Raw genomic sequence first — 21,819 nt, forward strand, 5'->3', positions numbered from 1 at the left:
GCGAGAATTTGGATTGTGACAATAGACCAAATTCTTCATTTTATCAGTCAGCACAATGTGGCCATCATTGAGGGCTTAATTGCGGTTATCATTCTTCTGGGCCTTTTTGTGGGCTACCGTGGATTTTTCGGTAAAAAGGATGTGGATTCCGGCGTAGGCGGGGGGCTTGATGCTTCTCAGCTTGAAAAAACTCTGCAAAAGATTTTGGACAACCAAACTCCGGTGCGTAAAACCGGTGATGCGGCGTTAGATGAAGCGTTTAAAGAAGGCGCTTCTGGTCACCCTGAATCTCCTCAGGAAGTTGAGCAGCTTAAGATAAGTTTGAGCGAAAACATTAAAGAGCTTGAAGTTTTACGTGCGCAACTGCAAATCTCCGAGAAGAAAGTTGCTGAATTGCAGGTTTCAGGTGAAGCCAATGCAGCAGGTGGCGGAGCAGCCCCAGCAGCAGCGGTTGATACTTCTGAGTTGGATAATAAAATTAAAGATCTTGAAGCTCGCTTGGCAGAATACGAAATTATCAGCGAAGACATCGCGGATCTTTCTCGTTATAAAGAAGAAAATGAACAGCTTAAAACTGAAATCACAGGATTAAAAGAGGCGGGTGCGGCACCAGCTCCAGCAGCTCCTCAAACAGCAGCGGCACCGGAAGTGGCAGCCACTCCTGAACCGGCTCCGGTGGTTGAGTCTGCTCCAGAAGCGGAACCAGTTTCTGAAACAATCGCAGATACGGGATTAAGTGAAGCGGATGTGGATGCAGCCTTAGCAGCAGCCCAAGCTGAAGCTGAACTCACTGCGGCACTTGAAGCTGCAGCTCCTCCTGCGGAAGCCGCCCCGGCATCTGAACCTGCTGCGGAAACAGCAGCACCAGCGCAGGAAGAATCCATCATCGATGACGAGTTGATGAAAGAGTTCGCAGCTGCGGTTGAAGGTCAAAAAAATAAAGCCCTGGATAGCGCAGCCGAAAAAGCCGGAAAAGGCGAAGCGGCTGCTGGCAAATCTGATGAAGACAGCAAATTGATGGATGAGTTCGAGAACTTCGTAAACAAGAAAAGTTAGGCCACCATGAATACAAAAATCCTGTTGCCCGTTTTGCTTATAGGTTTTTCTTCAAGTGCTTTCGCAGCCAAAGTTGTATCTTCACCAGATACTTTAAGTTCTGCGATGGAAGTCCTGAATTTGCCTGGTGAAAATCGTCGCATGGCGATTGATGGTAATCCTAAGTTCTATGATTCTTTTATCTCTTTAGCCTTCAGTGACAAGCAACCAATGAACCTGCGTTGGAAAGCTTTAATGGGAGCCGCCGAATCCAAAAAACTCGAAGCCACGGCGGATTTACTGAAGGCTGGCTCTCATGATCAGTGGTATATGAGAAACGCAGCCTTGGTGGCCTTGTCTGAAGTGAACCCCACTCAAGCTGAAAAGCTGGCGCAAAAATTGGTTAAAGATAAAGCCCTGGTGGTTCGTTCAGCAGCTGTGGAAGTTCTGGGTAAGAACATGTCCGCTGAAACCCGCGATCTTTTGTGGGAAGAGTTGAATAAGGACTATAACTTCAAAAACAAACAAAGCCTTTGGGTGCGCCACCAGATCGTGGAGCAGTTGGCTAAAAAACCCGTGGACCATGAAATCAAATCCTTCGCGGGGCTACTAACAGACGCCGATGACCGTGTTCAATTGCCAGCGGTCCGCGGTTTGCAAAAACTGACGGGTGTTAAGCTGGGTGAAAACAAGCTTAAGCAAAGCGAGCTTGTGAGTCTTTGGAAAGACTACGTCAAAAAAGAAAAACTCTAGAAGTTAGCAAAACTTTGTAACATAAAAAAAGGCAGCCATGAGCTGCCTTTTTTTATTTACTCGTCTCAAAACAAATCAAAGTTTGATTCAACCCTGTCAATTTCCGATCAATTTGGCTCACTTGGTTTGAGTGGTCTAGTAAACACGCCGATGTGTATATAAGCAGGTTTAATACTACACAAAGAAAGTGGGTCAAGATGAACGGGAATTATCTTTTAGCAGCGGCTTTGGGATTTTATCTTGCGGGCTGCGCGACGATTGTAAAATCGGAAAGGACATCCATGCGTCTTTCCGGGGGACTTCAAAATGGCGATACCCATGTCAGTCTGCCGGATGGACAGTACACTTTAAAGAATGGACAAACCACTATTCGAGTTACTCGCTCGAAAGAGGACATCCCAGTGACGGTCACTTGTAACAATGAATCCCGCGAAGGTGTGATTAAAACCAAGTATGATGCCCTGGCCGGAGTTGCCGGAAATATCGTTTTCGGCGGATTAATCGGTATGGCCATTGATGCCGCGAATGACAAAACCTATGATCCACCGGAACACTTTAATATAAGTTCCCTGTGTGCTTCTGATCCTTCAAAATCCCAGGTTGCAGACGGAAGCTCAATAAGAACTCCTTCCGGAACACAATCAGCTGAAGTTGTTCCTGAAAAATAATCAGTTTGCTACGAAACCAAGCAAACAAAAAAAAGGCAGCTGATGAAGCTGCCTTTTACTTTTTTAAATTTAGTTTTTTGGTAAAAATCGCGACAGACTAAACTTTGGATCCCAGCTTGTTATCCAACGAAAATCTGCCGCCGCCGTAGCAAGCAAAGAAGATGAACACGAACATGTACAAGAACGCCAGTTCTTTGATCTGAAACGGATCTGCGGCGTGGATGAAAATACCCGCTACGAACATCGTGAATGCCAGTAAAATTCCAACCGGGCGAGTAAGAAGTCCCAGCGCCAACATCACGCCACCAACGAACTCAGTCAGGGCTGCTGCGTAAGCAAACATCACCGGCATTGGAAAGCCCACAGACTCAACCCCTGCGATCAACTGATCAGAGATCGGAAATTTCCCCATACCGTGTGCAAACGCCATCACCAGTCCTGCAAACAAGCGAAGCAGTAAAATGCCGACCTGGCCGGTAGTTCCCGTGTTATTCGCAAAAAGAAAGCTTTTGATATTCATGATGTGCCTTTCTGAAAATATGTGTCGATATTAATAGTCTTAACTGATTTTCAGGGGATTCAATGAACTTTGCAAGTTGCTGTTAATCTGCAAGCACGCAAAGAGTTAGTTGGCTGCGCGTTTTAGGGCATCCATCACAACCAACTCGCGCTCGATTCTGTAAAACAGAATCTTTTCCTCAAGCCCGTCGGATTCAATAGATTCAGGAGTGGAGAAGAAGTCGCGCAGAATTTCCATTTTTTTATCAATGGTCACTCGCGTGGATTCGCGGCCATCAGCCGTGCCTTTGGCAAAAGTGAAAATCAATTTATAGCGGATGCCACTGGAAGGTGGTTTGTTCACATCAGGCGGAAGCCAGCCATCAATACCTTTGATGTACTCGGTTTCAATAAGGCCGGTATCCTGATTTTCTTGGGCGATAGGGAATTTGATCACCGCGTGGGCGGCTCTCCAGACAGTGTCGTAAGGAGCAAAGAAGACTCGTTGCTTGTTGAATTTTGCCATCTGTTGATTGGTTGATGGTCTTTTATCAAACAGGCTGCAGCCCAAAAGACTGCCGCCTGTGAAAATCACAAGAGATAAGAGAATAATTCTAGAAGTTAACCGAGCTGTGTGTGACATGTGTTGCAGCTTCGATCATAGCAGGGCCCATAGGCGCTTGTGAAGCCGTTTGTGAACCCAAAAAGTTCACTTCCCAACGCTTGTTGCCATTTAGTAGCGTGTCGTTCGGGAAATTTGGAACCTTCATGTTCGTCACCCATTTGTCAGCGTAAACTTCCCAAGTCGGGTTCATCAATTTCACTTTGTCAGCGCCTTGCTTAACTTCGATTTGATTCGAGAACACCGCGTAAGTCGCAATCGGATTCACACCGTCCACAGTGTTAAACTGCGGCAAAATCAGCTCAAGACCACCAGAAGTCACAGATGGATTGCTGATCAAAGGCAAAACCTTTGGCGACATTGTGCCTGCGAACGGAAGGATCGCCGTCGAAACACGGTCGATGTCGTTGCGAAGATCTTCAGTTTTAGTCAAAACCGCCAACGCACTGGCTTCCATGCCAGGAATTGTATTAAGAGCGATTTTTTGACCGCCATTCAATTTTTTAACATCAGTCGGAAGCAAGAAGCCGGATTGACCAGAAAGTGCCGCCGCCATGAACGTTTCGTCGCCGCGGATTTGTGGGGCAATCAAAGTGTTCTTCGTTGAAAACTTCAACTCATTCGTCGGCAAATCCAGTGGAGTGCTGCCTTTAGAAAGATTCACGTCACGCACCGCACCTGCAGTCAGGTTGAACACGTTTAGCATCTCGTAAAGTTTTGCTCCGCCACGAACGCCATCAACCACTTGTTTGAACGGGAAAGTACCGCGAGCTACGAACACGCGAGTCACACCTGGTTGACCGAAGTAAATACGGTAAGCCGGTTTATCCAAAGTGACTGTGAACAAAGCGTACTTTTCGCTTTGTTTTGGCAAAGACAAGTTCGCTGGAATTTCCATTTCCTGACCCAGTGCTGAGATCTTGTCGCTTTGCGCGCTCAATACGGAATCCATATTAAAGGCGAAAAGTTGCATCTTAGTGAATCCTTGCATTACCAAGCCGAAGTCGATGTTGCCGTCACCGTTCTTAATTGGAAGTCCTTGAGCTGTGCCCTTAACTTCAAATTGGTTCACAGTATTCAAAGGACGAAGTTTGAATTCCACAGCCCCTGGCTCCACAGACATATAAGTCATGCGCACATAACCTTTTGCGTGGATAGTTACTGGCTGAGCCGTCGTCCAAGAAGCTGGGATCTCGATTTGACCCGCTGCGTCTGTTGTTAGAAGGTTGCCTTCAAACGGGGAGTTGAGTGCATCACCGATCAGGATCTGTGCGTCCGCCAAAGCGATGCCATCCATACCTGTCACAGAAAGTTTGTTCGCGGAAACTTTGATTTCGTGGCCAGAGCCGCCGTTATTCGTGGGAATGGCGTGGTTGTTGGAGTTCGTACAACCCACCAAAATCGCCGGCAGTAGGGCTGCCATCATCAGTCTTTTCATATAATTATCCCTTCCCTGAGATTGAACATTATGTCCGAGTAATTATTCCATTGTGATATGACAACTGGGTCAAGACTAAAGACTGGGCCCCTTAGGATTTTCGAAAATCTTAAGATAACGCGAACGCAACAATTGACAGAAGGACGCAGAACTAATAAAAATTGCGGCTCACGCGCAAGCGTTACGGTTGGTGGGGTAGCTCAGCTGGTTAGAGCAACGGAATCATAATCCGTAGGTCGGCGGTTCAAGTCCGCCTCTCACTACCAAATTTTTTGCCCACCCTTTGGGTGTTCAAAAAATTACTGTCTACACTTCGGCTCCGCCGAAGTAGATATAGTTCATCGGATGCGTTCTGATGGAAGTTTCTCCGGAAATGAGCCTCTGAGAGAAATATCAAACCTGCAGGAATGCAGGTTTTTTTTTGCCCAAAATTCATTGATCCTTGGCACTCACAAGTTATTCACCTGCAGTGCACTTTCTCTTAGCGATACTGTTTTAAGAATGGAATCATCATCTATTCTTTCTATCATTGATAGCAACCTGGGGGTCTTGGCCAAGATCGTCGAGGTGTGGGGCGTCCTTATTATTGTTTTAGGTGGCTTGGTTGCGACCTATAACTTTCTTCGCCAGCACTTCTCTAAGGAACCAAACGCCTACGAAAATCTTCGCAGCTCGCTGGGTAAGTCCATATTGCTTGGGCTTGAATTTTTAGTAGCCGGAGATATCATTGGTACCGTTGCGGTGGAGCCGACGTTCACAACGCTAGGGGTGCTTTCGTTAATCGTACTGATTAGAACGTTCTTAAGCTTTTCTCTGGAAGTCGAAATTGAAGGTCGCTGGCCCTGGTCACGGGTGGATCGCTCTTTAAAATAAAGTGATCAAACAAGTCGCAATTACTCGATGTAAGGGTTTGAAAATAAAACTCCGGTTGATGGCAAAGATTGCCGGAAGGAAGATTACTCTTTATAGTCCGGCGCTGCCGATCCCTTAAATCCCCAAAGGAATACTTTTATGAAGCTAGCGGAAATTGTCGAAATCCTTAAACTTGAATTCGCATCCACGGATGTGAAAGAGATCAACAAGGGTCTTAAAGCCAAGTCCGAGCTTAAATTTCGTCTGACTGGCTCTGCCTTGGGGCATTTCGGTTTTACGGGACAGATTAAAAGCATTTCTGAAGACGGGGTAAAGGTTTATAAATCCAACCGCGTAGTTCTGATTCCACTTGAAGACATTGAGACTTTTGGAAAACCTAATTCCCGCGATGTGCGCGTGGCACGTAAGGGGATGGAGAAAAAGGTTGTTGAAGCCAAGCCCGCAAAACCGGCAAAGCCTGCGAAAGCGAAAGCCCCGCGTGATGATGACGAAGGTGACGGCGACGACTTCGATGAAGACGATGACTTCGGATTCGACGAAGAGTTGCCAGTGAAGAAGGGCAAGAAGGGCGCTGCACCCACTGGAAAAAGCGGCAGCCGCTTTATCCCGGTTAAGAAATAAAAACTTAGTGCGAGTCCAAAGTATGGCGAGAATTCTTCCGATGCTTATAGGATTCCGTGCTCCTGCCCACGAAGCCCTAAATAATGCGTAGCGCATTTGCCTTTTGGGAGCGTTTTTTACCTGTATAGCACCCATAACGGTTTACAGTTTGGCTCAGGCGAAGTAGAAAAGCTCCCTATGCAAGAGATCAAATCTGAAGTTACAAAGCTTATTAAAAGTCATCTTAAAGAACTAAACGCAGCAGCTGATGTGCTTGGTGGCGTTTTCATCACAGGTATCGATGGCGCAGTTGCTGTTATCGGGGTGGAGAATTCTAAAAAGAAGATCATCTTCAAAACGGGCTTTGTTAGCGACAATGTGGATCGTCTGCTTGATGCTCAGGTCGTTGCTCAAGATCTTTTGGAAGAAGAAGGCATCGAAGCGATTTCAGAACACGATTTTAATATCGCATTAGAAGAGCTTTAATTTTCAAACTTTAAAATAAGAATTCAATCAAAAGCCTGTTCAAGCGAACAGGCTTTTTTCATTTTAAAGACTCATGCATTGATCCGCAGGGCGCGTGTACTGACAGAACGGAGTGGCGTTGCATTGGCGTGGATTGTTGTTATGGATGGAGCAATACGGATTGCTATAGCTTGGCATTTCGTAGTCATAGTTTTCATAGTTGCTGCTCGCAAAACTGGTTAGAGCAGTAAATGAATTAGAATCGCTGTCATTGCTTTCATAGAACTCCCTTGGTTGGTTTTTGGTTGAGGGAATCCTAATGGAAGGTATCCACACACTAGGTATACAAGGGTAGATTCACAGGCCTGATGCAAGCGCATATCTGAAAAGCTTATATAGGAACAGTTTGATACCGTAAATGTTGCCCCTAAAGAAGAGGCCGCTCGCCAATGCCAAAACTTCATTCGTCAAACATCGGCCTGTCATTAAAATGAACAAGCCAAGCCCACGGACCAACCGGTGACGTTATCACCAAACATATAACGTCCTACCAAGCGGGTTCGTGTGACCCAAACGTTATAGTCGCTGGACTCTAACTCCAGCCCCGCACCAACGGTTGCCAGATAGTGAAACCCCAGCACCCCGGTTTGATCCCCCATGTAGTGTGAGCCTGAAGTTTCAAGAACATAGCGGAAAGGCTCGCCCAGCAATTGCCAATCACCAATCGGTGCGCGCCAGCGATAGTAAATGTTTGCAGTTTCTGAATCAGAATAGCCACTGACCGAGCGACTGCCGCCCATGCTTTGCAAATGGATGTAAGAATAGCGCAGTTGCAGATCCACGTCGCGGCCCCTGCCCAGATCGTGGAACTCATAGGCGATCATAACAGCACCGCCCAGTCCACCGACGGTCATGTTTCCGCCGTCCAAGAAGTCTATATTCTCCATATCTTTGTAATCAGCAATCAAAGCAGCGCCAACTTCGGTATCGCTAAAAATCATACCGAACGAGAAATTGAAAATCGGGCGGAACACCCAGTCTTTATAGAGTGGAATATCCCAACCTACTCCACCTTGAACGGTGCCGGAATTCCACTTTAAGGGGACAGAGCGAGTTTCGGTTCCGTCGGTCGCAATAAATTTGGGATCATAGCGGCTGTAGGCAGCCGCGCCTTCCAGATAAAGGGGAGTCGTCTGGCTGATGGTGAAGCCACCACCAAATTGAGTCATCGAAATGGCTGGATTTCCTGTTTGTGCATTGTTGACGGCAAGGGAGCTTGAAGCCAAATCAGGAATGGCTGAAAAAGACATTAAGGCGACGATCGAGTTAGCAAGTTCTTGTGGGTTAACATCACGTAACTGAAAAGCGCCATGCGCCTTCATCGCTGGAAGTACGGCGAAGAATAAGCAAGCAAGTACCTTAAACGATCTGCAAAAGTAACGTCTTCCCATGCGCCCGAAATTCCCACAATACCTTTTTGTACCATGGGACTTTCAGTTCCAGACTGGATTTGCGGGTGTTTTGATAAAAAGCAAAAAAAAGCCACCTCGTGGGTGGCCTTTTCCAAATTATTTTATCTGCCGTATTCGGCATGGACCTGATCGATCCAAGTGGCGAAGTGAGAAACTTTCATCGCGGTCGACGTGCCTTTTGTGCAAGTCACGTGGCCGAAGATATCTTTAGTTCCAGAAACCGAGGATGTCACACCCACCAGGCGGGGCTTGCCATTCACATTAATAAAGTGGCCACCACCGGAATCGCCGCTGCAAACAAACTGTGAATTCCCTTTGCTAAGAAGGTGGTAACGATCCGGCATCAAACCATAGGCGCCGTTCACTTTGATAACGGCTTTGTATAAATCCCCAGCGCTGCCATAGCCGATAGAGAAAACTTCTGCCGAATCTCTGTTTTTTCCGTAGCCATAAACATTCACGAAACGATTTTGATAGTTGTTGTTAGGATCTCGCTCAAGTTCGATAGGCTCGTATCCTTCTGGAATTCCGCCATCGAAAAATGCAACGGCCACGTCATTCAAAAGACCAATCTTGGTTTTGCGATAGTTTTTCGGAGTAACTACGACAGTGCCTTCGCGTTTATAAGCTTCACGTGTCGCGATGCCCTTGTTGTTAGCGAAGATAATTTTAAAACCAGCAAGAGTTTTACTTTTCTTGTCATAGCAGTGTGCTGCAGTAAGTACGCTATGATCGCTGATCAACGTCGCCGTGCAAATCCCAGTCGCCATTCCTAAGCTGTTCACGGGCAGAAACAAAACCACTCCACGGGAGCCATCATTCGTTCGCGCGCTGACTTTGGTGCCGTTAATGATGGATGAGTTTTCACCATCAAGATTTAAGGAATTTTCCGGGCCCGGCCCGCAGGAAGTAAGAAGAAAAGCCGCCGTCACGATCAGAAGAGCAGAGTATGTTTTCATAGGGAGTGGTTATACCCGAACATCCTGGGAAACAGGGTTTAAATATTGGAATATTCACTTCTTAGTCCCAAGTAGTTGGTATATCTGAATTACGAGCGGGTAAGCTCGTGGAATTTCGAGACAATAAGTGACCGATCAAGCCTTGGGCACCCCTGTATTTCCTGCATGCCGTCCATTGCTTGCGCCGTTGCACCTGCTAAAAAGCACCAGCAGAATACTACAAGGCAAGGTGGTGGAGTCGTAAACTGTAGCGATGAGAATGCTATTACTTTTACTACTCTTCATTCTTGCTTCTCCTTTAACTCGTGCTGAATCCATATTCCTTGATCCCGAGGATCACTTCCTGGATGCCAGTGAGTGGTTACTAAAACACCGCGGTTTTTTACCAGTTCCGATTATCATCACCGAGCCTGCGGTAGGATATGGTGGCGGTCTGGCCTTGGTATTTATGAGTGAAAATGAAGATGCTCCCGCGAGCCGCAATCGCTTTATTGCGCCTACTGTGACTGGGGTCATGGGTGCTGCCACCGAAAATGGAACCTGGTTCGGCGGAGCTTTTTACCTGCGCAACTGGGATCAGGATCGCTGGCGTTATTTGGGTTTTGTGATGGCGGCCTCTGCCAATTTGGATTTTTACGGACTCTCTGGATTTGGTGCCGATAATGAACTTCATTTTGGTTACAACCTTAACGGATGGGGAGTCTTTAATGACCTGCGCGCCCGAGTGAACGACAGTAATTTCTTTTTGGGTGGTCGCTACATTTACACTGCACTGAACGTTGATTTTGATGGCTCGATATTGCCACCGGCTCTGCAGCCCCAGGATTTGGAAAACCGCAATGGCGGAATCTCGCTGTTGGTGAGCTATGATAATCGTAACAATACTCTGTCGCCCGAATCCGGACTGTATCTGGAATATCGCTACTACATTTTTGATGAAGCCTTGGGTGGTGATTTGGATTACCACGTTCAAGCGGTGGACTTTCAGGGCTTTGCACGAGCTAGTGAATTATGGGGATTCGCGGCCCGTCTTCAAACAAAGTGGGTGGGGGATGAAGCTCCCTTTTACGCTAAACCCTATATTAGTCTGCGTGGTATTCCGAAGCTTCGTTATCAAGGCGAAATCGCTACCTCTGTCGAAGCAGAAGTTCGCTATAAACCTCATCCCCGCTGGGAAACTTCGATATTTGGCGGAGCGGGTAGAGCAGCGGATTCAGGCAATGACCTGAAGGATGCTGAAACCGCCTCGGCTTATGGTGCGGGGTTTAGATATCTTATCGCCCGGCTGTTGGGCTTTCAAATGGGAGTAGATATCGCCAAGGGTCCCGAAGAATGGGTCTTTTACATACAAGCTGGTGGTGCCTGGGGTTTCTGATTGCTTTTATAGGCATAGGAAAATACCTTGTGCTTTTCGTCACCAGCAAGGATACCCATGGAAATTCCATTTTCACCCGCAGCAGATCGCAACAAAGAACCAATTCTGGAAGTACTTAAGAAAGTCCTTCGCCCGGATGATCAGCGTTTGTTGGAGGTTGGATCAGGCACAGGTCAGCATGCCATTTATCTGGCACCGCAGTTTCCAAAAATGGAATGGCAGCCCACTGAAGTCAGCGAAAATCTGCCGATGTTAAAAACGGCAATCAAAGAAGCTGGTATTCCTAATATTAAAACGCCGTATCGCATGAAGGTCGGCGAAGATGATTTTCCCATTCGCACCTATGACGTGATTTTGACGATCAATACCTTCCACATCATGAGCTGGAAGGAATGTAAGACATTTATCAAACTTATCAGCGGCCGATTGCAAGAGGGCGGCAAAGTTTTGATTTATGGACCGTTTAATTACAACGGTAAGTTCACGACTCCAAGTAATGAAGAATTCGATAAATCTTTGCGAGCTGAAAATCCATCCCGTGGCATTCGCGCTTTTGAGGATGTCTTAAGTGCGATGTTCAAAAATGATTTTGAATTGCTTAAAGATTATGAAATGCCCGCGAACAACCGTCTGCTTGTGTTCCGTCGTTTAAAATTCGTCGGAAAAAGGTAAAAAAAAGCCACTCGACTGAGTGGCTTTTTTTTTGCTTATCCCGGAGTGGGTGTCGGCTGAGGTTTTGGCTTAGGTTTTGGTTTTGGATGAGGGATTGGAATATGTGGCATCTTCCATTTGCATTCACGCACCTTGTGATAGACATCCCGGTCCCAATCGTTCAGTGGATATCGCGCGCTCACACTTTCAAAATCCATCACACGCATTCTGCGGGAATCCAATAGATGAACTTCCTGCATTTTTTCCTTAAGCAGGCGGTTGTTGTAGGTGATCAGTCCACGCTCATTGGTATTTTCAGAACCGTCAAAGCTATACGTTTTTAAAATACCTCGTCGTTTTTTGCACTCTAACGGGCCGCACTTGTCATAATACTCCACTGACTTAAGATCTTTTGCGATTTCAATGCAGTGCTTGTGATTCTGCCATTTACCGCTGAAGTCAGGATCTGGTTCTGGCTCTGGCACCGGAGTCGGTTCTACATTGGGAAATGCACAGGTCGCCATATCTCCCGCTCCCAATCCCAATCCTGAAGTTAAGGAGACTGCGGTATGAGTTAACAGATCAACGCGGTACATGGAATTAGTGGTATCACCATCTTTGCAGTACAAAAACATCGTGCCATCCTGATAGAACGCCGTTGAACACGGATACTGACCGACGTTTGTAAGTTCGTTCGGAAATTCCTCAAAGACATTGGTGTAGGGGTTAAAACGAATTAGTTTTTGATCCATTGTTTCGTAACCATAGACCATATTGTCTATGGGATTTGCTGCCCAGGCAGTAACGAAAGGACGTGGCAGTGTTCCGCTATCCACAATGGCGTAATTGGTTAAATCAATTCGTAGCCACTTCATAGTCGCAAATGTTCCGATCACATAGGTCCCATCTTTCATGATGGTCCCGATGATCCATTCTTCGCCATCCAAGGCAGGGTTGGGACCCAAATCTAAAATGTCTCCATTTGCGGGATTGATGCGAATCAAGTGAGGATTGTCATCACCCAAGTTTCCATAGTTGCTGATACCGTAAAGATAGCCATCCGTATGATTAAAGCCGATCGCATCATAGCCATAGGCTTCGTTGCGGGAAATCTGTTGGGATCTCCCTGTATACGGAGCCAAGGTCAGCAGATCTGTGGTTTGATTTCCATAAGGATGGGAACTTACATAGATAGTGTTGTCACAAGTAAATGTAGCCGCCCGCTGGGGCTTTAGAAGTTGTGCAATACTCGGTGGAAGACGGTGAGCCGCGCTGGCGAATTCCGTCAAACCTAAGGTCATCAGAGCCACTAAAAGAAATTTTGTCATAGTCGACTCCTACCGTCTTAACCGAGCAAAGGTTGTTTCTAAAACAGAGTCTTTGCCACCAGGACGAGTTGAAAGATTGATGTATTCGCGCAGAATCAGTTGGTTATTGCGAAGTTCAAAAACCTCTGTGGCGACAAAACCGTTTTCCTTATCGACCACCTTTCCAGTGGCGACGTTATGAATAGGCGAAAGAAATTTAGTTCGCCCATAAGAGGTTAGACGAAAAACTTCGCGACCTTCGCAAATTCCGCCGGAGCAGACACGATAGCCGGTAGCAATCATGCCTCGGCTTATGTCAATTCTTTGCCAGGAGCGTGCTCCACCGATGGCGGTCCATGATCCCACCAACTGTGACACGGTTGCAAAAGATGGGGAGCATATTAAAAACGGCAGAAGCGATGAAAATATTTTTATCGTACTCATATACCCTCGGTTGTTTATTTAAGCCACGATATCCAGACGGGCAGAGTTCTTACAATTTATGAGAAACTAATCTGTTGGATTACAAGATGGTGCAGCCGTTCCCCACGAACAATAGATTGCGAAATTTCAAGATCAGGAACTTGTGTGGGATTTAATTATTCACCGCGAAGGGTTTTATAGATTAAATCCCATTGAATCTGTTTTGATTCATCTTCGACGTAATAAATTTCCTGACTGGAAAGTTCTCTGTAGCCGCGATTCCGTGGCCAGCCGTATCCCCAGCGAAACGGAGTGTTGAACTGCGGGCCGCCACCCAGATTGACAGCTCGGTAATAGATGCTGCCGATGTTTTCGTTGGAGTGTTCAGCAATGCAGGACTTCAGGGAAAGATCGGCCGCCTCTTTTTGTTTTAATGTTCCGCCTTGCCAGTAAGCATAGTCGTGCTGCACACAGCACTCAAAAAACGCATAGGGATGTTCTTTAGGGCCATTGGGGCTCATGGTGCAGCCATCGCTGGTGAAAGGCAGGATGCCTTCGCGATAAAAATAATCGCGAAAGGATTGGCAGGAAGTTAATAGAATTAAAATACAGGCAATGCCCAAAAGCTTCATGCCACTATTGAACAACACGATCCTTAGAAAAGCCAGAGAACTAGAAGTACTCTTTAAGACTGACAAAAATCTTTTCTCGGGTGGCACGGGTTTGTTTGGAGTCCATCATGCTTTTGCATACCAGTTGGCTTAGATCCTTGATAGCAAAATATAAGTCATAACTTTTTAGACCCATCTCTGCTGCCTGCTTTTCAGTTTTCGTCGCATCAAATGCATAGTCGCATTCTTTGGCTTTTAAAGCTTCGTCGATTTTTGCGGCATGGGGCAGAAGGGCAGTGGTTAAAAGATTACGAAGCTCTGCAGTTCCGCGGCGCTCAATTTCAGGGAAGCGGACTCTGGCATCACCCAGAAGGTCATACAGAGCCAAGGGCTTATTGTCATCGTCATGAACCTGACCATTTTGGCGTAAAACTTCGTTCGCAGCACGAATGCTTAAGCACGAAAGAAACCCTGCTTTCAGGCGTGGATCACGAAGAACTGCGATGTTTTCATGAAAGCACTTGGAGGCAGAAGTATCAATAAACTCATTAGCTGCCGCCTGGTCGAACGCTGCGAACTCTGTGCCGTAGCGAATATCAAAGTCGCCTGCGCGGGGGCAGGAACCCGTAAATTCCATGCCGCCGTAAACGATGTCTTTCACAAATTTATATTTTTCTGCGCTGACTGATTTTAAACGGTGAGGAGCATAGCGATATGCGGAGACGCTCTCTGCGAAATCCTCGAAGGGATTCGTTTTGGCATAGATCGAAACGTGTTCTGTTCCTGGATGAGTTTTCCAAACTTCCACAAGACGCGGATTCTTCTCCTGGGAATCCCAGCCAGAAATTTTCAGCCATTCCGGTGAAACATCGATGTTGTTCGAGTGCATGGCACTCCAGTTATGAGCGAACTCATGGTAAATCGAATATTGGCGGATGGGCTGCTTTTCTTCATTCCAAACGTCAAAGACTTCAATCGAAGCATTGGCAATGACATTCTCCTGACCGGAGTAACCATAACCGCGTTTGAAGTGGATCATTTTTTGATTCAGATCCAATGGCAGCAAATGTCCTGGCGTCGCTTCGATCGCTTTCATGATGTCGCGAATCTCTGAAGCCTTCCAGGCAGCGGCATTATTCCAGACATAGTGGGATAAATTTAAATCGTACTCCGTCAAAAGCAAAAGAATCAGGGGGCCTTCTTCTTTACCAAAAAGTCGCTGTACTGCGCACAGAACTTTGTCGCAGCCACTGGGCTTACCGAACGCTTTTTTGATGTCCTCTGGTTTTAGATTTTTGCTGGCAAAAATCCGGTCAGCCGGTGGGGTTACCAGTTGCATAAAGCGATACACCAGTTCCGGATGTTCGTTCTCGAAACGAATTCCAGCCACTTCGGTAACCGCAGGCAGTTCCAATCGGGAAATATCCGAATATTTGGCGATAAAGTTTTTTAAATTATTTCTGCGGACGTGGTCCTGATTTACGCAACGGGGGCTGGCCATTTCATCTTCTGTCGCAGAATGAAACGGTGCTTGCGCCGGTGTTCTGGAGCTAAGTTCAGTCACAGGCTGGTAAGTAAAATTAAAAGCCGCCGCACAAGATGTGATCGCAATACCAAGGCCTATAATCCGCTTCATGAAGACTCCCAATCGAGTCCACTTATCGGAAAAAAGCCCGGGCTCTTAACAAATCCTAACGTTCTTTTCGAACGCCTTTGAAGGGTTTGTTATCGGCCTTAACGTTGATAAAGCGGCCGGTGGTCGTATCGCGCTCTACCCAGTGTTCGGTGTGAGTATTAAACACCTGGCTGCGTTTGCGAACGGCACCATTTCTGTGGTTGTCGTTTTTATTTCCGACGGTTGCCATAACTCCTCCTGTTTCTTTTAGGATAGCAGTTTGGAAACCGACCGACAGAAAAGTGCGCGTTCGCACCGGACTTGAAACGGGCAGTGGCCGTGTTAACCCTGCGTTACTGAGCGCACGCTGATGCGTTTGATTTTGCCATCAGCTAACGGCCAGGAGATTTCCTGACCCACGCGAAGACCAATCAACGCTGCACCGATTGGCGCCAGAATGGACACTTTGTTTTCTTCGATATTGGCATCGTTTGGATAGCACAAAGTAACGGCTTGTTCTTTGTCTGTATCCAAATCAACGAACGTCACGGTCGAATTCATGGCAACAATGTCCTGGCCAAGTTCCTCGTTAGAAACCAAACGGGCGCGACCCAGTTCTTCTTCTAATTGTTCAGCAACAGAGGCTTTGGCAAATGAAAGAATAGCTGAAATTTTGTGATAGTCATCGTGTGTGATGACGAGTGATGGAAGGTTTTCCATACCTATTACTCCTTTGAGAGCGGTTTAAATTTTGGATTTAATTTATAGAAATAAAAAATGACCAGCCACAGAGGCTGACTCTGCGGCTTAAGAAATAAACTTCAAAACCAATCCACACTGAGGTGGAAGCGTTTTGGAAATATAAGAAGGTCTAACAATTGAAAAATTCATTCTGGTTTAATCCTACCAGACCTCAATCTAAATATCAACCATCGCTAAAATACTGAGTTAATTATGGTTTCAGGAAAGATTCCAAACCTTAGTCGCCGAACCTAACACCAGTTCTTTGCTGTTCTGTCATTCATTTTCCAAAGTTGCAGTTTGGCAAGGTTACCCTTCTGTTATTGCGCACAAAAACGCGCCAGAGGGAGAAAAATGAATAAAAGGATTTTATTCAGTACGGCACTAATCGCAGCTCTTGGAATGTTTTCTATTTCTTGTCAACGAGCAGACAACAGTGAGTACCAACTCGCAGACCATTCAGAAAATGTTCAGACAATCGATGGCGGTGACGAACAGACTGCGATCGACAATGAAGATTCACAAAATGTTACGGACACGACAGATTCTGATTCTGAAGACATCGTGGATCACTTGGTAAACGATCAGACACAAGACGACGGTCATGATCATTCAGAAACTTCAGATGAGGGAATCGATGACGAACTTTTGGCGTTAGGTTGCGTGAAAGCATCCAACTCCCAGGAGTCTTCGGTGGATTTGGGTTTAAGTAAGAAGGAAAAGTTTTTGGCAAAATGTGCTGCTGAAACAGATAACTCTTCCTGGTGCGCTCAATTGATTCGCCCGAATCCAAGCAGTAAAAATACTTTCAGATGTACCTATGGTTCCAGCCAAGCCCATGTTCTGATTCATCCGAATGAGACTACATGGAAGTATCCAATCTCTGCGGTGAAGGTTATTAAAGATCTTCAGGCAAAAGGTTTGAAGGTCAGCCAGATTTACAACTGGTGGCGTCCAGAGCCCTACAATAAAAACGTGGGCGGGGCAGCAGGTCGCCATCCTTACGGAACTTCCGTGGACGTGCGCTTTGCAAGTAACTCGACGGCAAATACTGCCTTTAAAGAACTTTGCAAAATGCGTAAAGCCGGTCGTATCCGTGCGATCGGTCACTATGGAAGTGCATCATTGCACATCGGTGTTGGCGACAAACTTGGCAACACTTGGGGCAAATACTGTAACTAGTTTTTTCGAATTGCGCTCTTTTCCGATTTAAACCCGGAGAAGAGCGTTTTTTTTATTTGGTGATAGAGCTTGGCGAGCGCATCGGTTTTGTATTATTCGCAATCTTCGTTTTCTTCAGCGTTTGTTTTTTCGCCTGGCTGGAAAATATCTTCACTGGCTCCTGCGCATCTTTGATCGGGCACAGAGTAACCAGTGCCAATCCCGACACCACCAGAATTGCCGACGGCAAAAGCAGTATGTAGCGCTTTTCCCTGTAGATAGGTATTTGCAGGGGAGTGTAAGCAGGCATTTTCTTGTTATTGAATAACTTGCTCATCTAGAGGTCCCCCGGAGTCTCGTCATCCTTGATTCGATTTTCCATGGGTAACTTATCGGTATTTTTATATATAAGTTTATGTTTGATTTATTTTGGGCCGGGTCAAAATAGGACTTGTATCAAATCGTGCGAAATTAATGGGATTTTGACCCGATTTTGAGACGGGAATCGAGAAAAACAAGACAGTGCTTGCACATAAAAAAAGCCAGAGTTTCCTCTGGCTTTTCATTAATTAGAACTTGCTGATTTTGTCTACCAATTCAGGGTAGTCGATGAAAGGGTTGCGGTTCCCTTGAACCGTCAGGATCGCATTGTTGCGAGCCATTTCTTCCTCGTCCACTGGGTCTTCTTTATCCCATTTACGTAGGAATGCTTCCTGGCGTGGGCTGATTGGCAGGCTGTAGTGAACAGAGAAGTAGAACAATGCGCGAGCCACGTTGCCTTTGTGAGCTTGTGGTGGTTCGAAAACGTCGTTGCCACCTTGAGCTGGTTTACCGAAACGAGAAACCGGGCATTTTAGTTTTTTAGATTCACGGGCCACTTCACCGAATTCGTTGTTACCGCGAATAGAGTTCAACTCGTTATCTGTCGGGAACAAGTGATGCAAATCAGATTTTTGCATTCCTGTGTTGAACTGGCCTGAGAAACGGCTTTGTGGCCAAGTGTGCTCTGTGTTCACGATGTTGCCATCTGGATATTTACCCGGAGCTGGGCCACGAGAAGCTGGGAATTCTTCTTCTGAACGAAGAACACCACAATAAACGTCAGAAACTGCGTAGTGACCGTTTACTTGAGTCAAATAGAAAGTACCCATCAACCAGGCACGTGCACCGTCATAACCCAAAGAGATATGTTGGTAGCAGCCTTCGCCAGAGCAGTGCTCAGAAATCTGATCGTATTTGCCTGGCACTTGTTTGTGCTGGCTGCGAAGAATGTTTTGAAGACGAGCAATCAAAGCACCGTTAGATGCGCCATTTGCCAGGTCTTGGTAAAATTCTTCACCGTAGTATGGAATTCCTTGGGATAGGGAAGCGGCATTGCCCGAGATTGCGAAGAAAATCGAACAAACAACTAGAACTGTGGAAAGCATTGCTTTCATGGTTACCTCTCATAGACAGGCGTTTACGGTGCCCGGTAGAAACGCGATCCCATATTGATCACTTATATGCGGTTAATCTTGACCAATGTTCTGGCCCATTGGCGTTTGAGTTGCAAATACTAATTGCCAAATGTTAAGTCCAGGGGCGTCATTCGTTTAACAACTCTTCGCATTTTATGTGAATGCGCAGAGTAATTTTTCAATCTTGTCCAAATCCAAACATGACTAAATAAGAAAGGCGGAACAACTGCTCCGCCTTTAATCATTTTAGTTTCCGCTGATGATCGCTGCAAATTCTGACTTATTATAGTTAATCAGATTTGTGGATTCAGTGATGGCACTCGAGATGCGGGTTTTCTCTGTAAAGTAAGGCGCCAGGACTTTGTTCAGCTCAGACTCCCGGCCTTGAGTGGCCTGAATTTTAGCCAGAACATCCTGGATCTTTTTGTCTGTGGCAGAAAGACCGGCCAGGGACTGATTTCGCGTCGATTGGAAACCAACCTGAGTCTGTTCCAAAGATTTCAACTCGTTCTGACGGGCAACCACGGTTGCGGCCTTCGCATTAACGTCAGCTTTTTTCGCAGCGTAACCGACTCTTTGATCATAGGACTGCAGTGCTGCTGTACGGTTTGTCACTTCGTCACGAGTTCGGGAAACCGCGGATTCGATCGAAGGACGCTGGTTGCGCAAATCTGCGATTTGATCCTGCAGGCGTGGAATCACGTTATTTTGGTAGTCGTTAATTTGATTCGCAACTGTCGTGTAGGACTGCATTTTTGCATCCAGATCATTGCGAGTCACATTTACGTTTTGGCTTAAGCGGTTTTGAATGTTGTAGGTTTCAGTCTCTGCAAAGTTACTGACTTTGTTCATCAGGCTATTGCAATACTCACTGCCACCGCGGCGGCAATACTCTGTGATCGGATGCCACTGAATACGGTCATGTCGCTCGCGGTTGTAGTCAAAGCCGCGATAGATGGAATCAGTCGCATTCGCATACTGGCGAGCGGTTTGGATTTCGCCATCCAGTTGCGATAGGCGGCGGCCCAATGCTGATACCTGATTTTGTGCGCTGGACAGTTCTGACTGTCTGCTTTGAATACCCTGATCAATATTTGATAGCTGACCTTGGTATTTTGTCAGATCAGTTTTGGAATTTTGCGCCAGAGCATTCAGACGTTGGTGTTCAGCCTCAAACGGAGCCAACACTTTCCAGGCATCGTCGTAAACCGCATTCGCCTGTACAACTTCCGACTCTTTGGAGTTGATCAGGTTTTGTTGCGTAAGGATTTGTTGATCCAAAGACTGGATTTTTTGTTCAAGGGAAGCTTTTTGGCTTCTTAAGCTAACCAACTCTTTAGTCGTCAATTGATCCAGGGAGCCTGTGACCTGACCCAATTCCTGAATCTGTTTTGCGTACTGGGAGTTCAGCGCCGTCAACTGACGTTGGTAAGTTGCTTTCAGTGTGTTGGCACTCACAGAATCCTGATACAGGGAGCGCAGGTGAGCTGATTGTTCTGCAGTGAATTTCAAAGGATCCATTGTCGCTGTCATCGCAGGGACAAAGAATTTTTCAAAATCCACAGAAACCAGGGCTTTGCCACTAGCACATTGAGTGGCCAAGGCATCAACGATGTCGCTGGAGCCTCTCAAGGAAAAATCAATGGCCTTGGTTGGCTGGTTTTGCGCAAGGCCTTGTACCAAAAGGCGGGTTTGACGTTTGATATAGGAAACTAAAGCATTGGTATCGGTGGGCACTTGCCAGAAGGACACGGAGCCGTCGGCGTTTTGCAATGGGATGAAGGCAAAGCTTTGGATGGGTTTAACTTCTGTGGTGAAGCGAAATCCTTTCACCGCCCCTGAAGCGTCACGAATGTGCGCTTCCAACGGAGTGTTGCCAGATTTTTCTAAACGCAATTCAAAGCGGTAGCTCTGTCCATTCGCCACACGAGTTGTGGAGGCGACACACACGGAGCTCGTGTCATCCAATGACCAATCCTTAACGGTCACTGGTTTTGCGAAAGCAAAATTTGAAATCAGAATGCTGGAAGTAATCAGTGTCAGTCTTAGTGCATTCATTTTTTAGTTCCCTTCAACTTGAATCAGTTCAGAAGTTTCCAAATTCATATGACGCGGGCCTGGTTTGCCAGGGCCACCCGGGCCGCCGGGCTTACCGGGACCAGGTCGACTAGGGCCTCCCGGCTTGCCGGGACCGCCAGGTCCGCCTGGTTTACCAGGATGAGGCGCAGGCGGTTTCGGAGCCGGAGCCGGTGGTTTCGGAGCTGGAGCTGGCGGTTTCGGAGCCGGAGCTGGCGGTTTCGGAGCTGGAGCCGGTGGCTTTGGCGCCGGAGCTGGTGGCTTCGGAGCCGGAGCTGGCGGTTTCGGAGCTGGAGCCGGTGGCTTTGGTGCTGGAGCCGGTGGCTTCGGAGCTGGAGCCGGTGGTTTCGGAGCTGGCGCTGGTGGCTTCGGCGCTGGAGCCGGTGGCTTCGGAGCTGGAGCCGGTGGCTTCGGAGCCGGAGCCGGTGGCTTCGGAGCTGGCGCTGGTGGTTTCGGAGCCGGAGCTGGTGGCTTCGGTTTTGGAGCTGGAGGCTTTGGTGCTGGCGCAGGCGGTTTCGGTGCCGGTGCCGGTGGTTTTGGTGCCGGAGCCGGTGGACGAGGATTTGGTTTTGGTGCTGGAGGTGGTTCCGGGCGTTTTGGGCAGTAGCGAGAAGAGACTGTTTCTGCTTCGTTGTTGCAGCTTACAACTGTGCAGTTTGCAAAGTTACGCTGGCAAAGATTCACTGCAACTTGTTCTGCATTCCAGCGGTCATCGCCGGCACCTTTAACTCGGATTTGATTTCCCAAATAGTCTGTACCCACAGCTTCGCAGGTAGAGTATTCCAGAGAACAAGTTTCAACGCAGTCGCCATGTTTTGCCTGGCAAGATCCACAACTGTCGTGGCCTCCCCAATGTTCTTCCCATCCCTTATCGCGGGCACTACAACTAACGCGCGACGCAAAAGCGGGGGCCGTACCGAACGACATTATTAAACTCAAAATCAGACACAGTGGTTTCATTATGGCTTCTCCTCCAGGCAAAGAACTCACAAATGCAACCGTTGTACCAATTAAATTGG

General features: G+C 47.0%; 24 protein-coding genes, 1 tRNA gene and 1 riboswitch. Of the genes, 10 read left to right on the plus strand and 15 right to left on the minus strand.

Annotated elements, in window-relative coordinates; genetic code table 11:
- Positions 1-15: 15 nt before the first annotated feature.
- The 3 genes from ACLWNV_RS05400 (at position 16) to ACLWNV_RS05410 (ending at position 2,456) form a co-directional block, all read left to right on the plus strand.
- Positions 16-1,056, plus strand: a complete 1,041-nt coding sequence (locus tag ACLWNV_RS05400) for a hypothetical protein (RefSeq protein ID WP_413586893.1) — start codon at positions 16-18, stop codon at positions 1,054-1,056.
- Between the two features lie 6 nt (positions 1,057-1,062).
- Positions 1,063-1,788 (plus strand): HEAT repeat domain-containing protein, encoded by a 726-nt coding sequence (locus ACLWNV_RS05405; RefSeq protein WP_413586894.1) that lies wholly within the window; start codon positions 1,063-1,065, stop codon positions 1,786-1,788.
- Between the two features lie 197 nt (positions 1,789-1,985).
- Entirely contained in the window at positions 1,986-2,456 is a 471-nt protein-coding gene (locus tag ACLWNV_RS05410) for a hypothetical protein (protein ID WP_413586895.1), read from the plus strand.
- A gap of 97 nt (positions 2,457-2,553) precedes the next feature.
- Here the strand turns inward: ACLWNV_RS05410 and ACLWNV_RS05415 are convergent, their stop codons facing one another.
- The 3 genes from ACLWNV_RS05415 to ACLWNV_RS05425 all read right to left on the minus strand — a co-directional run bounded on the left by ACLWNV_RS05415 (position 2,554) and on the right by ACLWNV_RS05425 (position 5,014).
- A complete protein-coding gene (locus ACLWNV_RS05415) occupies positions 2,554-2,976 on the minus strand; it encodes a DoxX family protein (RefSeq protein ID WP_413586896.1) in 423 nt (140 codons plus the stop codon).
- A gap of 105 nt (positions 2,977-3,081) precedes the next feature.
- Entirely contained in the window at positions 3,082-3,549 is a 468-nt protein-coding gene (locus ACLWNV_RS05420) for a hypothetical protein (protein ID WP_413586897.1), read from the minus strand.
- A 19-nt stretch (positions 3,550-3,568) separates the two neighbouring features.
- Positions 3,569-5,014, minus strand: coding sequence for a hypothetical protein (locus ACLWNV_RS05425; protein WP_413586898.1), 1,446 nt, complete (start codon positions 5,012-5,014; stop codon positions 3,569-3,571).
- A 189-nt stretch (positions 5,015-5,203) separates the two neighbouring features.
- On the opposite strand from ACLWNV_RS05425, the gene ACLWNV_RS05430 reads away from it, so the two are divergent.
- The 4 genes from ACLWNV_RS05430 (at position 5,204) to ACLWNV_RS05445 (ending at position 6,973) form a co-directional block, all read left to right on the plus strand.
- A tRNA-Met gene (locus tag ACLWNV_RS05430) sits at positions 5,204-5,280 on the plus strand.
- 235 nt (positions 5,281-5,515) lie between these two features.
- Entirely contained in the window at positions 5,516-5,887 is a 372-nt protein-coding gene (locus ACLWNV_RS05435) for a DUF1622 domain-containing protein (RefSeq protein ID WP_413586899.1), read from the plus strand.
- A 138-nt stretch (positions 5,888-6,025) separates the two neighbouring features.
- The gene (locus ACLWNV_RS05440) at positions 6,026-6,508 is read left to right on the plus strand and encodes a hypothetical protein (RefSeq protein WP_413586900.1); all 483 of its coding nucleotides are present in this window, start codon (positions 6,026-6,028) and stop codon (positions 6,506-6,508) included.
- 177 nt (positions 6,509-6,685) lie between these two features.
- Positions 6,686-6,973, plus strand: coding sequence for a hypothetical protein (locus tag ACLWNV_RS05445; RefSeq protein WP_413586901.1), 288 nt, complete (start codon positions 6,686-6,688; stop codon positions 6,971-6,973).
- Positions 6,974-7,437: 464 nt separating this feature from the next.
- Here ACLWNV_RS05445 and ACLWNV_RS05450 read toward each other — a convergent pair whose 3' ends face one another.
- Together ACLWNV_RS05450 and ACLWNV_RS05455 are read right to left on the minus strand one after the other, a co-directional pair.
- Positions 7,438-8,262, minus strand: a complete 825-nt coding sequence (locus tag ACLWNV_RS05450; RefSeq protein ID WP_413586902.1) for a hypothetical protein — start codon at positions 8,260-8,262, stop codon at positions 7,438-7,440.
- A 263-nt stretch (positions 8,263-8,525) separates the two neighbouring features.
- Complete coding sequence (locus ACLWNV_RS05455; RefSeq protein ID WP_413586903.1) at positions 8,526-9,383, minus strand: S1 family peptidase; 858 nt, start codon at positions 9,381-9,383, stop codon at positions 8,526-8,528.
- A gap of 253 nt (positions 9,384-9,636) precedes the next feature.
- Here ACLWNV_RS05455 and ACLWNV_RS05460 point away from each other — a divergent pair, with 253 nt between their 5' ends.
- Positions 9,637-10,758 (plus strand): BamA/TamA family outer membrane protein, encoded by a 1,122-nt coding sequence (locus ACLWNV_RS05460; protein WP_413586904.1) that lies wholly within the window; start codon positions 9,637-9,639, stop codon positions 10,756-10,758.
- Between the two features lie 57 nt (positions 10,759-10,815).
- Entirely contained in the window at positions 10,816-11,430 is a 615-nt protein-coding gene (locus tag ACLWNV_RS05465) for a DUF938 domain-containing protein (RefSeq protein ID WP_413586905.1), read from the plus strand.
- A 35-nt stretch (positions 11,431-11,465) separates the two neighbouring features.
- Here ACLWNV_RS05465 and ACLWNV_RS05470 read toward each other — a convergent pair whose 3' ends face one another.
- The 6 genes from ACLWNV_RS05470 to rnk form a co-directional block, all read right to left on the minus strand.
- Positions 11,466-12,737 carry a DUF6923 family protein gene (locus ACLWNV_RS05470; RefSeq protein ID WP_413586906.1) on the minus strand — a complete coding sequence of 424 codons (1,272 nt, stop codon included), beginning with the start codon at positions 12,735-12,737 and terminating at the stop codon, positions 11,466-11,468.
- Between the two features lie 9 nt (positions 12,738-12,746).
- Positions 12,747-13,160, minus strand: coding sequence for a hypothetical protein (locus ACLWNV_RS05475; protein WP_413586907.1), 414 nt, complete (start codon positions 13,158-13,160; stop codon positions 12,747-12,749).
- Positions 13,161-13,315: 155 nt separating this feature from the next.
- Positions 13,316-13,771, minus strand: a complete 456-nt coding sequence (locus tag ACLWNV_RS05480; protein ID WP_413586908.1) for a hypothetical protein — start codon at positions 13,769-13,771, stop codon at positions 13,316-13,318.
- A gap of 40 nt (positions 13,772-13,811) precedes the next feature.
- Positions 13,812-15,386 carry a hypothetical protein gene (locus tag ACLWNV_RS05485; RefSeq protein WP_413586909.1) on the minus strand — a complete coding sequence of 525 codons (1,575 nt, stop codon included), beginning with the start codon at positions 15,384-15,386 and terminating at the stop codon, positions 13,812-13,814.
- Positions 15,387-15,441: 55 nt separating this feature from the next.
- Complete coding sequence (locus ACLWNV_RS05490; protein ID WP_413586911.1) at positions 15,442-15,615, minus strand: hypothetical protein; 174 nt, start codon at positions 15,613-15,615, stop codon at positions 15,442-15,444.
- A gap of 92 nt (positions 15,616-15,707) precedes the next feature.
- On the minus strand, positions 15,708-16,085 hold the full coding sequence (gene rnk, locus ACLWNV_RS05495) for a nucleoside diphosphate kinase regulator (RefSeq protein WP_413586912.1): 378 nt from the start codon (positions 16,083-16,085) through the stop codon (positions 15,708-15,710).
- 375 nt (positions 16,086-16,460) lie between these two features.
- On the opposite strand from rnk, the gene ACLWNV_RS05500 reads away from it, so the two are divergent.
- Positions 16,461-17,288, plus strand: coding sequence for a hypothetical protein (locus ACLWNV_RS05500; protein WP_413586913.1), 828 nt, complete (start codon positions 16,461-16,463; stop codon positions 17,286-17,288).
- A 52-nt stretch (positions 17,289-17,340) separates the two neighbouring features.
- Here the strand turns inward: ACLWNV_RS05500 and ACLWNV_RS05505 are convergent, their stop codons facing one another.
- The 4 genes from ACLWNV_RS05505 to ACLWNV_RS05520 all read right to left on the minus strand — a co-directional run bounded on the left by ACLWNV_RS05505 (position 17,341) and on the right by ACLWNV_RS05520 (position 21,760).
- Positions 17,341-17,604, minus strand: a complete 264-nt coding sequence (locus ACLWNV_RS05505) for a hypothetical protein (RefSeq protein WP_413586914.1) — start codon at positions 17,602-17,604, stop codon at positions 17,341-17,343.
- A gap of 232 nt (positions 17,605-17,836) precedes the next feature.
- Positions 17,837-18,703 (minus strand): endonuclease I family protein, encoded by an 867-nt coding sequence (locus tag ACLWNV_RS05510; protein WP_413586915.1) that lies wholly within the window; start codon positions 18,701-18,703, stop codon positions 17,837-17,839.
- A riboswitch (purine riboswitch) is annotated at positions 18,696-18,793 on the minus strand. It overlaps the preceding gene by 8 nt.
- A gap of 177 nt (positions 18,794-18,970) precedes the next feature.
- Positions 18,971-20,782: a hypothetical protein gene (locus ACLWNV_RS05515; protein WP_413586916.1), complete on the minus strand. Its 1,812-nt coding sequence runs from the start codon at positions 20,780-20,782 to the stop codon at positions 18,971-18,973.
- Between the two features lie 3 nt (positions 20,783-20,785).
- Positions 20,786-21,760, minus strand: a complete 975-nt coding sequence (locus ACLWNV_RS05520) for a hypothetical protein (RefSeq protein WP_413586918.1) — start codon at positions 21,758-21,760, stop codon at positions 20,786-20,788.
- Positions 21,761-21,819: the final 59 nt, after the last annotated feature.

The sequence above is a fragment of the Bdellovibrio sp. HCB274 genome, from assembly GCF_047306075.1.
Classification (GTDB): domain Bacteria; phylum Bdellovibrionota; class Bdellovibrionia; order Bdellovibrionales; family Bdellovibrionaceae; genus Bdellovibrio.

Excerpts from the sequence above, each read along its gene's own strand:
- ACLWNV_RS05500 (WP_413586913.1), top strand. The coding sequence starts at position 16,461 with ATGAATAAAAGGATTTTATTCAGTACGGCACTAATCGCAGCTCTTGGA.
- ACLWNV_RS05490 (WP_413586911.1), bottom strand. The coding sequence starts at position 15,615 with ATGGCAACCGTCGGAAATAAAAACGACAACCACAGAAATGGTGCCGTT.
- ACLWNV_RS05455 (WP_413586903.1), bottom strand. The coding sequence starts at position 9,383 with ATGAAAACATACTCTGCTCTTCTGATCGTGACGGCGGCTTTTCTTCTT.
- ACLWNV_RS05475 (WP_413586907.1), bottom strand. The coding sequence starts at position 13,160 with ATGAGTACGATAAAAATATTTTCATCGCTTCTGCCGTTTTTAATATGC.
- rnk (WP_413586912.1), bottom strand. The coding sequence starts at position 16,085 with ATGGAAAACCTTCCATCACTCGTCATCACACACGATGACTATCACAAA.
- ACLWNV_RS05510 (WP_413586915.1), bottom strand. The coding sequence starts at position 18,703 with ATGAAAGCAATGCTTTCCACAGTTCTAGTTGTTTGTTCGATTTTCTTC.
- ACLWNV_RS05485 (WP_413586909.1), bottom strand. The coding sequence starts at position 15,386 with ATGAAGCGGATTATAGGCCTTGGTATTGCGATCACATCTTGTGCGGCG.
- ACLWNV_RS05405 (WP_413586894.1), top strand. The coding sequence starts at position 1,063 with ATGAATACAAAAATCCTGTTGCCCGTTTTGCTTATAGGTTTTTCTTCA.
- ACLWNV_RS05460 (WP_413586904.1), top strand. The coding sequence starts at position 9,637 with ATGAGAATGCTATTACTTTTACTACTCTTCATTCTTGCTTCTCCTTTA.
- ACLWNV_RS05480 (WP_413586908.1), bottom strand. The coding sequence starts at position 13,771 with ATGAAGCTTTTGGGCATTGCCTGTATTTTAATTCTATTAACTTCCTGC.
- ACLWNV_RS05520 (WP_413586918.1), bottom strand. The coding sequence starts at position 21,760 with ATGAAACCACTGTGTCTGATTTTGAGTTTAATAATGTCGTTCGGTACG.
- ACLWNV_RS05515 (WP_413586916.1), bottom strand. The coding sequence starts at position 20,782 with ATGAATGCACTAAGACTGACACTGATTACTTCCAGCATTCTGATTTCA.
- ACLWNV_RS05470 (WP_413586906.1), bottom strand. The coding sequence starts at position 12,737 with ATGACAAAATTTCTTTTAGTGGCTCTGATGACCTTAGGTTTGACGGAA.
- ACLWNV_RS05450 (WP_413586902.1), bottom strand. The coding sequence starts at position 8,262 with ATGTCTTTTTCAGCCATTCCTGATTTGGCTTCAAGCTCCCTTGCCGTC.
- ACLWNV_RS05445 (WP_413586901.1), top strand. The coding sequence starts at position 6,686 with ATGCAAGAGATCAAATCTGAAGTTACAAAGCTTATTAAAAGTCATCTT.
- ACLWNV_RS05435 (WP_413586899.1), top strand. The coding sequence starts at position 5,516 with ATGGAATCATCATCTATTCTTTCTATCATTGATAGCAACCTGGGGGTC.
- ACLWNV_RS05410 (WP_413586895.1), top strand. The coding sequence starts at position 1,986 with ATGAACGGGAATTATCTTTTAGCAGCGGCTTTGGGATTTTATCTTGCG.
- ACLWNV_RS05505 (WP_413586914.1), bottom strand. The coding sequence starts at position 17,604 with ATGAGCAAGTTATTCAATAACAAGAAAATGCCTGCTTACACTCCCCTG.
- ACLWNV_RS05465 (WP_413586905.1), top strand. The coding sequence starts at position 10,816 with ATGGAAATTCCATTTTCACCCGCAGCAGATCGCAACAAAGAACCAATT.
- ACLWNV_RS05425 (WP_413586898.1), bottom strand. The coding sequence starts at position 5,014 with ATGAAAAGACTGATGATGGCAGCCCTACTGCCGGCGATTTTGGTGGGT.
- ACLWNV_RS05440 (WP_413586900.1), top strand. The coding sequence starts at position 6,026 with ATGAAGCTAGCGGAAATTGTCGAAATCCTTAAACTTGAATTCGCATCC.
- ACLWNV_RS05415 (WP_413586896.1), bottom strand. The coding sequence starts at position 2,976 with ATGAATATCAAAAGCTTTCTTTTTGCGAATAACACGGGAACTACCGGC.